Annotated in this window: 2 protein-coding genes (1 of these 2 cut by a window edge); both read left to right on the top strand. The window is 75.5% G+C overall.

Going from position 1 to position 11052, the window contains the following annotated elements; all coding sequences use genetic code 11:
* Positions 1–4133, top strand: partial view of a type I polyketide synthase gene (locus tag ACGF5C_RS32490; RefSeq protein ID WP_393307879.1) — the end only. The gene continues 25606 nt to the left of window position 1, outside the view; 4133 of the gene's 29739 nt are visible here — the last part of the coding sequence; the start codon falls outside the window, past its left edge; its stop codon occupies positions 4131–4133.
* A gap of 339 nt (positions 4134–4472) precedes the next feature.
* On the top strand, positions 4473–11052 hold a 6580-nt coding region (locus ACGF5C_RS32495), incomplete at its 3' end, for a type I polyketide synthase (RefSeq protein ID WP_393307881.1).

Genomic DNA, 11052 nt, shown 5'->3' on the forward strand with positions numbered 1-11052 from the left:
CGACGCCGGGCGCGTTCCTGGAGTTCTCCCGGCAGCGGGGTCTCGCCGCCGACGGGCGGGTCAAGGCGTTCGCGGCCGGCGCGGACGGCACCGGCTGGGGCGAGGGCGTCGGCGTCCTGTTGCTGCAACGTCTCTCCGACGCCGAGCGGGAGGGCCAGCGCGTCCTGGCCGTGGTGCGGGGCAGCGCCGTCAACCAGGACGGCGCGTCCAACGGGCTGACGGCCCCCAACGGGCCCGCGCAGCAGCGGGTCATCCGGCAGGCCCTGGCCAACGCCGGCCTGGCCCCGGCCGACATCGACGCCATCGAGGCGCACGGCACCGGTACCACCCTCGGCGACCCGATCGAGGCGCAGGCGCTGATCGGCGCGTACGGGCCGGACCGGCCCGCAGACCGGCCGCTGTGGCTCGGCTCGGTGAAGTCGAACATCGGCCACACCCAGGCCGCGGCCGGCGTGGCCAGCCTGATCAAGATGGTGCTGGCGCTGCGGCACCGGACGCTGCCGGCGACCCTGCACGCCGACGAGCCGTCCCCCCACGTGGACTGGGCGTCGGGCCCGCTGGCGCTGCTCACCGAGGCGCGCCCGTGGGACCCCGACAGGGGGCCCCGCCGGGCGGGTGTCTCGTCGTTCGGCATCAGCGGCACCAACGCGCACGTGATCCTGGAGGAGGCGCCCGCCGACGTCGTCGTCGACGCGGGGCCAGCCGACGGGACCGACCGGGTCGCCGACGCCGCGCTGCCGTGGCCGGTCGCCGCCGCGACGGCCGCCAGCCTGCGGGAGCAGGCCGACCGCCTGGCCCGCCGGCTCGCCGACCCGGCCGACGGGGACGCGGCGGGCCGGCCCGGGACGGTGGCCTGGGCGCTGGCCGACGGCCGGGCGCACCTGGCCCACCGGGCGGTGGTCGTCGCCGCCGACCCGCAGGCCCGGCTGGCGGCGCTGCGGGCCCTCGCCGCCGGGGACGCGCACCCCGCGCTCGTCCCGGCCGGCCCGGCCGCCTCGGGCGGCACCGCCGTCCTCTTCTCCGGGCAGGGGGCGCAGCGCGCGGGGATGGGCAGGGAGTTGTACGCGGCGTTCCCGGTGTTCGCCTCGGCGTTGGACGAGGTGTGTGGGCAGCTTGATCCGCTGCTGCCGCAGCCGCTTCGTGACGTGTTGTTCGCTCCGGAGGGCTCGCTGGAGGCGGGCCTGCTGGACCAGACGGTGTTCACCCAGGCGGGGTTGTTCGCGGTCGAGGTGGCGCTGTTCCGGCTGGTGGAGTCGTTCGGTGTGGTGCCGGACTTCGTGGGTGGGCATTCGGTCGGGGAGATCACGGCCGCGTACGTGGCCGGGGTGCTCACGTTGGCTGATGCGTGCGCCCTCGTCGCGGCGCGGGGTCGGTTGATGCAGGCGTTGCCGGCGGGCGGCGGGATGTTGGCGGTGAACGCGGCCGAGGCCGACATGGCGTCCACCCTGGACGGTCTGACCGACCGCGTCGGGATCGCGGCCGTGAACGGTCCGACCTCCGTCGTGGTGTCCGGCGACCTGACGGCCCTGGACGAGGTGGAGGCCGTCTGGCGGGGCCGGGGCGTGCGGACGCGCCGACTCCGGGTCAGCCACGCGTTCCACAGCCCGCTCATGGAACCGATGCTCGCCGAGTTCCGCGCTGTCCTGGAGGGCCTCGCCTTCCAGGCGCCGCTGGTGCCGGTCGTGTCGAACCTGACCGGGGCGCTGGCTGAGGGCGACGAGATCCGCACCGCCGACTACTGGGTACGGCACGTCCGCGAGGCCGTCAGGTACGCCGACGGCGTCACCGCCCTGCGGGCCGCCGGCGTCGACACGTACCTGGAGATCGGTCCCGCCGCCGTGCTGACCCCGATGAACGCCGACGTGCTCCCCGACGACGGCGGCACCGTCGTCGCCGCCCAGCGGGCCGGCGTACCCGAGGTGACGGCGCTGCTCACGGCCGTCGCTTCCCAGTACGCGACCGGGCGGGACGTCGACTGGGCGGAGGTACTGACGCCGCTCGCCGGCCCCCGGCCGGCTCCGCGCGACCTGCCGGAACTGCCGACGTACGCGTTCCAGCCGCAGCGGTACTGGCCGACCCTGGCCACGCCGCTGGGCGGGGTTGCGGACCGGGCCGACACCGAGTTCTGGCGGGCGGTCACCGACGGCGACCTGGACCGGCTGGGCATCGACGCCAGTCAGCCGCTGAAGGAGCTGCTCCCGGAGCTGGAGTCGTGGCGGCGCCAGCAGCAGCAGGACGGCACGCTCACCGGGTGGCGGTACCGGGTCACCTGGCGGCAGCGGCGGTTGACCGGCGGCGAGCCGGGCCGCTGGCTGCTGGTGGCGCCGCCGCGGGAAACCACGGAAACGGTCGCCGACGCGCTGCGGGCGGGAGGAGCCGCTGTACACGTGCTCACGGTGGACCCGGCGACGGCTCACCGGGACGGCCTCGCCGCCGACCTCGACCGGGCCTGCGCGGAGCACCAGCCGACGGCGCTGCTGTCGCTGCTCGCCCTCGACGAGGCGCCGCACCCCGAGCGGGACGCCCTGCCGTCCGGGCTCGCCGCGAACCTGCTGCTCCTCCAGGCGCACACCGGCAGGGAGGCCGGGGCGCCGCTGTGGCTGGCCACGACCGGGGCGGTCGCCAGCGACGAGGAGCCGGCGACGCGGCCGTGGCAGGCGACCACCTGGGGCCTCGGCCTGGCGGCCGCGCTGGAGCACCCTCGGCACGTCGGGGGCCTCGTCGACCTGCCCGGCACCGTGACCGGGGAGCTCTCCGCCGCGCTGGTCGCCGCGCTGACCAACGTGGAGGGAGAGGACCAGGTCGTCGTCCGCCCGTCCGGCGTGCACGTCCGGCGCCTGCTGCGGGCCACCGGCCCGACCGGGGGTACGGGCTGGTCCCCGCAGGGCACCGTCCTGGTCACCGGCGGAGCGGGGGCGATCGCCCGGCACACCACCGCCTGGCTGGACCGGCATGGTGTCGCCGTGGTGCCGCTGGACCAGCCGGCCGGCGGGAAGCTCACCGACCGGATGGAGCAGCTCGCCGCCGACGGGCGGCCGGTGACCGCACTGGTGCACGTACCGGCCGACACCGGCACCGTGCCGCTGGCCGAGCTGACCCTCGCCGACCTCGCCGCGGACCTGCTCGCCACCGTCGGCGACATCCCCCGGTACGCCGACGAGCTGGAGAACCGGGCCCTGGGGGCGCTGGTGCTCTGCTCGTCCACCTCGGGGGTGTGGGGCTCCGGCGGGCGTTCCGGCCAGGCGGCCGGCGACGCCCTGCTCCAGGTCCTCGCCGCCAACCGGCGCCTCGCCGGCCTGCCGGTGACGTCGGTGGCGTTCGGTCCCTGGGCGGCCGGCCTCGCCGACGCCGACCTGGAGCAGCTCGGCCGGCGCGGCCTGCCCGGCATGGACCCGGAGTTGGCGGTCGCCGCGCTGCGCCGGGCCGTGGCCGACGGCGCGCAGCTCGTCGTGGCCGACGTGCGGTGGGACCGGTTCGTGCCGGCCGTCGCCGCCGTGCGGGCCCGGCCGCTGTTCGGCGAGGTCCCCGAGGCGCAGGAGGCGCTGCGCGGCCTGCACACCGACGAGCCGGCCGACGACGGGGCTGCCGCCGCGCTGCGCGAGCGGCTGCGACCGCTCGGCGACGCGGAGCGGGACGCCGTCCTGGTCGACCTCGTGGCCACCCAGGCCGCGGCGGTGCTCGGCCACCCGGGCACCGGCGAGCTCGGCCCGGCGCGGGCGTTCCGCGAGGTCGGCTTCGACTCGATGACCGCGGTGGAGCTGCGCAACCGGCTCCGGGCGGCCACCGGGGTGAGCCTGCCGGGCAGCGTGGTCTTCGACTACCCGACCCCGCTGGCGCTGGCCCGCCACCTGCGCACCCTCGTGGTGGAGGAGGGGGCGACCGCGACCGCCGGCCTGCTGTCGGAACTGGAGAAACTGGACGGCCTGTTCGCCGCCAGCGCCCCGGACCAGCTGACCCGGCAGAAGCTGCTGGTGCAGTTGCAGGCTTTCATCGCCCGCTGGGGCGAGGACCGGCCCGCACCGGCCGAGGCCCCCGTGACGCAGACGCTCGAGGGGGCGAGCGACGCCGAGATTTTCGAATTCATCCATCGGGAACTCGGCGGCCCCGGCGGCAATGTCGGCGGGGTTTTCTGAACAATTGGCGACCCATTTGTGGGGCGCGCCCACGGGGCCGGCCGCGGCGGCTGACATTGCCGCCGCCGCCGGCCCCGCAGAGCCGGCGGCGGGGCGTTGGCAGGCCAGCCTGCGACCGCTCCGACGGTGGTCCTGCTAGGGGCGGCCGTAGGGGACGCTAGGGGTTGTGACCGCTGCCGGCCGGAACTTACCTTCCTCCGGGAAGTAGGACCTGGTGGGCACTGCAACGCTGTTGATTTTTGCAATTCGTGGTCGGGCTTAATGGGCTGTGGTGTCGCGGCTTGAGGCGTCTGTGGACGGTATCGGGTCGTCTTTTTCCGGCCCGAAAAGGTGGCGTTAATGGCGACTGAAGACACTCTCCGGGAATACCTGAAATGGGTTACCGCGGACCTCCACCAGACCAGGAGGAAGCTCGGAGAACTGGAGGCGGCGCACCGGGAGCCCATCGCCATCGTCGGTATCGGCTGCCGCTTCCCCGGCGGGGTGCGCTCGCCCGAGGACCTGTGGCGGCTGGTCGCCTCCGGCCGCGACGCCATGTCCGACTTTCCCACCGACCGCGGCTGGGACCTGGAGCGGTTGATCCATCCGGACCCCGACCACCCCGGCACCTCGTACGTGGGGCAGGGCGGGTTCCTCGACTCGGCCACCGAGTTCGACCCCGGCTTCTTCGGCATCTCCCCGCGCGAGGCGCTGGGCATGGACCCGCAGCAGCGGCTGCTGCTGGAGACCTCGTGGGAGGCGTTCGAACACGCCGCCATCGACCCGGCCACGCTGCGCGGCCACCAGGTCGGCGTCTTCGCCAGCACCACCGTCCAGGACTACGCGGCGCTGCTCCAGTCGCCCCCGCCCGGCGTCGAGGGGTACGTCCTCACCGGCACCGCCGCCAGCGTGGTCTCCGGCCGCATCGCGTACGCGCTCGGGCTCGAGGGTCCCGCCGTCTCCATCGACACCGCCTGCTCCTCGTCCCTGGTCGCGCTGCACCTGGCCTGTCACGCCCTGCGTCAGGGAGAGTGCACCCTCGCGCTGGCTGGCGGCGCCACCATCCTGTCCACCCCCAGCGCGTTCGTCGGCTTCTCCCGCCAGCGCGGGCTCGCCCCCGACGGGCGGATCAAGGCGTTCGCCGCCGCCGCCGACGGCACCGCCTGGGGCGAGGGCGCCGCCATGCTGCTCGTGGAGCGGCTCTCCGACGCCCGCCGCAACGGCCACCCCGTCCTCGCCGTGGTGCGCGGCAGTGCCGTCAACCAGGACGGCGCGTCCAACGGCCTCACCGCCCCCAACGGCCCGTCCCAACAGCGGGTCGTGCTCCAGGCCCTGGCCAGCGCGCGGCTCTCCCCGGAGCAGGTCGACGCGGTGGAGGCGCACGGCACCGGCACGAGCCTCGGCGACCCGATCGAGGCCACGGCCCTGCTCGCCACGTACGGCCAGGGGCGGCCGGCGGACCGCCCGCTGCGGCTCGGCTCCGTGAAGTCGAACATCGGTCACACCCAGGCCGCCGCCGGCGTCGCCGGGGTGATCAAGATGGTCATGGCCCTGCGGCAGGACACGCTGCCGGCCACCCTGAGCGTCGACGAGCCCACCCCCCACGTCGACTGGTCGGCCGGTGCGGTGTCGCTGCTGACCGAGGCGCTGCCCTGGCCGCGTGGGGAGCAGCCCCGCCGCGCCGGTGTCTCCTCGTTCGGGATGAGCGGCACCAACGCCCACGTGATCATCGAGGAGGCACCCCAGGAGACCCCGGACGCCACCACCGCCCCGGTGGCGTCCGGCGCGGACGCCGCCGCCGGGGAGACCGCCCCGGTGGCGGCGACCGACCCCGCCGCCGCGCTGGTGCCCGTGGCGCAGCAGCCTCGCCTGCTCGCCTCTCCTGCCACGGTCTGGCCGTTGTCGGCTCGGTCCGCGTCGGCGCTGCGGGAGCAGGCGGCCCGGCTCGCCCGGTACGTCCGCGCCCACGGCGACGTCGATCCGGCCGGGTTGGCCTGGTCGCTGGCGACCACGCGGTCGGCGTTCGAGCACCGGGCGGCGGTGGTGGCCGCCGATCCGGCGCAGCTCCTCGAGGGGCTGGACGCCCTCGCCGCCGGCACCCCGGCCGGCACCGTCGTCACCGGCGTGGCCGGTGAGCCGGGGGAGGGCCCCGTCTGGGTGTTCCCGGGGCAGGGCGCGCAGCACGTGCGGATGGCGGCGGAGCTGATCGGTGCGTGCCCGGTCTTCGACGAGGCCCTCGCCGAGTGTCAGGCGGAGTTCGATCGCTGGCTCGACATCAACGTGGTCGCCGTGCTGACCGACACCGACGACTCGTGGCTGGGCCGTTCCGAGGTGGCCCAGCCGGCGCTGTTCGCCGTCGGTGTGGGTCTGGCGCGGCTGTGGCGGCACGCCGGGATGATTCCCCGGGCGGTGATCGGCCACTCGCAGGGCGAGATCGTGGCGGCTCATGTCGCCGGGGTGCTGTCGTTGGCCGACGCGGTGAAGGTGCTGGCGTTGCGGGTCCGGGCGCTGGCCACCATCGCCGGCACCGGGGCGATGGCGGCGATCGACCTGCCCGCCGCCGAGGTCACCGCACGGCTGCCCGAGGGGGTGACCGTGTCGGTGATCAACGGCCCGGGCACGACCGCGGTGGCGGGGCCGCCGCAGCCGGTCGCCGACCTGGTCGCGGCGTGCGTCGCGGACGGTGTGCGGGCTCGGTTGGTGGCGGTGGACTACGCCTCGCACTCCCCGGCGGTGCAGCCGGTTTCGGATCGGGTGCGCACCGAACTGGCTGGCCTCGCCCCGAGTGACGGCGATGTCCGGATCGTCTCCACCGTCACGGGGGACTGGGTCGACGGCGCTCGGATGGACGCCGACTACTGGGCGGAGAACCTGCGGCTGCCGGTGCTGTTCGACACCGCGGTGCGCGCGGCGATCGACGCCGGCCACACGGACTTCGTGGAGGTTTCTCCGCACCCGGTGCTGAGCATGTCGGTGACCGCGATCCTGGACGACACGGGCGCCGCTGGTCGGGCGTTGGCGACGCTACGTCGTGGTGAGGACGCCCGTGTCCGGTTGCTGACCAGCTTCGCCCTGGCCCACGCCAACGGGCTGCCGGTGGACTACCGCCGGATCCTCGCCCCCGCGCCGGTGCTCACGGGCCTGCCCACGTACGCGTTCCAGCGCGAGCGCTACTGGCCGGAGTCGGTGGCGCCGGCCGCCACCGGACCGGTCAGCCCCGACGTCATCGACGTCGAGTTCTGGTCGGCGGTGGAACGTTCCGACGTGGCGGCACTGGCCGCCCAGTTCGAGGGGGGCGCCGCCGACCTGGAGGTGCTCGCCCCGGCGCTGCCGGTGTTGTCGTCGTGGCGGAAGGCCCGGTTGCAGCGGGCGGTGCTGGACGGCTGGTCGTACCGGGTGGTGTGGAAGCGGGCGGCCCCGGCGGCGGGCGGCGGCGTTGTGGCCGGTGACCTGCTGGTGGTGCGGCCGGCGGACGACGCGACGGTGGACGGCTGGTTGGACCTGCTCGCCGCCGCCCTGCCGGACGGGTCGGCGGTGCGGCAGCTTGCCGTCGACCCGGCCCTGGTCACCCGGGAGGAACTGGCGGAGCGGCTGGCCGGGCACGGGGACGCGCCGCCGGCCGGGGTGGTGTCCCTGCTGGGCCTGGTGGATGCGGAGTTCCCCGGTCACCCGGGCATCGCCACCGGGTTGGTCGCGACGACCCGTCTGGTGCAGGCGTTGCAGGACGCCGACGTGTCCGCACCGCTGTGGTGTGTGACGCGGGGTGGGGTCGGCACGGGCCCGGCGGAGCCGGTGGTCAGCGCCGCGCAGCACGCGCTGTGGGGGCTGGGCCGGGTGGTGGGCCTGGAATACCCGCGGCAGTGGGGTGGGCTCGTGGACCTGCCCGCCGAGGCCGACGCGGCGACCTGGGCGGAGATCGCCCGGATCCTCAGCGGCGGCGCCGGGGACGAGGACCAGTTCGCGGTGCGTCCGTCCGGTACGTTCGTCCGGCGGCTCGGCCCCGCCACCGTTCGTACGTCGGGACAGGTGACGCCGTGGCAGCCGCGTGGCACGGTGCTGATCACCGGCGGCACCGGCGCGATCGGGGCGCGGGCCGCGCGTTGGCTCGCCGAGAACGGCGCGGAGCACCTGGTGCTGACCAGCCGCCGCGGTCTCGACGCCGCCGGTGCCCGCGAGCTGGCCGACGAGCTGACCGCGACGGGCGTACGGGTCAGCGTGGTGGCCTGCGACATTGCCGACCGCGAGCAGGTCGCCGCGCTCGTGGCCGGCCTGGACGAGGTCGCCCCGCTGACCGCCGTGCTGCACGCCGCCGGCACCGACCACCTCACGCCGCTGGTCGAGACCGACCTGGCCGTGTTCGACCACGTCATCGCCGGCAAGGTGCTCGGCGCGCTGCACCTCGACGAGTTCCTGGCCGACCGGGAACTCGACGCCTTCGTCACGTTCTCCTCCATCGCCGCGGTGTGGGGCAGCGCCGGCCAGTGCGGGTACGCCGCGGCGAACGCGTACCTCGACGCGCTCGCCGAGCAGCGCCGTGCCCGGGGGCTCACCGCCACCTCCATCTCCTGGGGCGCCTGGGCCGAGGGCGGCATGGCCACCACCGAGGAAACCCGGCAGCTGCTCAGCCGCCGCGGCCTCAACCCGATGCAACCCGCCGACGCGCTGCTCGCCCTGCGCCGGGCCGTCGAGTACGGCGAGACCTGCCTGACCGTCGCCGACGTCGACTGGAGCCGCTTCCACCCGGCGTTCACCCTGGCCCGGCCCAGCCCGTTCCTCTCGGAACTGCCCACGGTGCGGGCGCTGGCCGAGGCCGAGGCGGAAACCGCGGCCGCGCCGGCCGGCGCGACCGACGCGCTGCGTCACCTGGTCGACCTGCCCGAGGCCGAGCAGGAGCGGGAGCTGCTCCGGCTCGTCAACGAGCAGGCCGCGCGGGTGCTCGGCCACGCCACCCCGGACGACCTGCGCGGCCGGCCGTTCAAGGACCTCGGCTTCGACTCGCTCACCGCCCTGGACTTCCGTACCCGGCTGAACGAGGCCACCGGGCTGCGGCTGCCGGCCACCCTCGTCTTCGACCACCCCACTCCGGCCGACCTGGCCCGGCATCTGCGCGAGACGGCGTTCGGCGCGGACCGCGCCGCCGCGCCCGTCGCGGTCGCCGTCACCGCCGGCGAGCCGATCGCCATCGTCGGCATGGCATGCCGCTACCCGGGAGGCGCCGAGAGCCCCGAGGAACTGTGGCGGCTGGTCACCGGGGGCGTCGACGCGATCGGCGAATTCCCCACCGACCGGGGCTGGGACACCCCCACGCCGGACAGCGGCTACACCCCGGCCGGCGGCTTCCTCCACGACGTGACCGGCTTCGACCCGGCGTTCTTCGGCATCTCGCCCCGCGAGGCCCTGGCGATGGACCCGCAGCAGCGGCTCACCCTGGAGGCGTCCTGGGAGGTGCTGGAACGGGCCGGGCTCGACCCGACCGCCCTCAAGGGCAGCCGCACCGGCGTGTACGTCGGCGCGTCCACCTCCGGCTACGGGAGCGGGCTGACGGAGGTGCCGGAGGGCACCGAGGGCTACCTGATGACCGGCGGCTCGCACAGCGTCATCTCCGGCCGGGTGGCGTACACGCTCGGGCTGGAGGGCCCGGCGATCACTGTGGACACCGCCTGCTCGTCGTCGCTGGTCGCGCTGCACCTGGCCGGCGAGGCGCTGCGCCGGGGCGAGTGCGACCTCGCCCTCGCCGGCGGTGTCGCCGTGATGGCCACCCCGGACACCTTCGCCGAGTTCTCCCGTCAGGGCGGCCTCGCCGGCGACGGGCGGTGCAAGTCGTTCGCCGCCGCCGCCGACGGCACCGGGTGGGCCGAGGGCGTCGGCATGCTGTTGGTCGAGCGGCTCTCCGACGCGCGCCGCAACGGCCACCGCGTCCTCGCCGTGCTGCGCGGCTCCGCGGTCAACCAGGACGGGGCGTCGAACGGGCTGACCGCCCCGAACGGGCCGTCCCAGCAGCGGGTCATCCGCCAGGCCCTGGCCAACGCGCGGCTCACCACCGCCGACGTGGACGTGGTCGAGGCGCACGGCACGGGCACCACTCTCGGCGACCCGATCGAGGCGCAGGCGCTGCTGGCCACGTACGGGCAGGACCGGGGCGACGCCGAGCCGCTGCTGCTCGGCTCGATCAAGTCGAACATCGGGCACGCCCAGGCCGCGGCCGGGATGGCCGGTGTGATCAAGATGGTGCAGGCCATGCGGCACGGGGTCGTCCCCGCGACCCTGCACGTGGACGAGCCGTCCCCGCACATCGACTGGACGGCCGGGGCCGTCACGCTCACCACCGAGCAGCGGCCGTGGCCGGAGACGGGACGGCCGCGCCGGGCGGCGGTGTCGTCGTTCGGCGTCTCCGGCACCAACGCCCACGTCATCGTCGAACAGCTGGAGGAGCCCGCCGAGCCGGACGGCGCGGAGCCTGCCGAGCCCGTCGAGCCCGCCGAGGGCGGCCCGGACGGGCTGGTCCACTCGGGCGCGGTGCTGTGGCCGCTGTCGGCGCGGTCCAGCGCGGCGCTGCGGGTTCAGGCGGAACGGCTCGCGCGGCACGTCCGCGAGCACGACGGCCTCGACCCGGCCGCGGTGGCCTGGTCGCTGGCGACCACCCGGGCCGCACTGGAGCAGCGCGCCGCCGTCGTCGGGGCGAGCATCGAGGACCTGCTGGCCGGCCTGGACGCCCTGGCGACCGGCGCGCCGGCCGGCCACGTCGTCGGCGGCACGGCATCCACCCACGGGGTGGTGTTCGTGTTCCCTGGTCAGGGCGGTCAGTCGGCGCGGATGGCGGCGGGTCTGGTCGGGCGGTGTCCGGGGTTCGACGCGCGGCTTGCCGAGTGTCAGCGGGCGTTTGCTCCGTATCTGGATGTGGACATCGTGTCGGTGTTGACGGGGGATGACGAGTCCTGGT

The organism is Micromonospora sp. NPDC047620 (genome assembly GCF_043205005.1).
Classification (GTDB): Bacteria; Actinomycetota; Actinomycetes; order Mycobacteriales; family Micromonosporaceae; genus Micromonospora.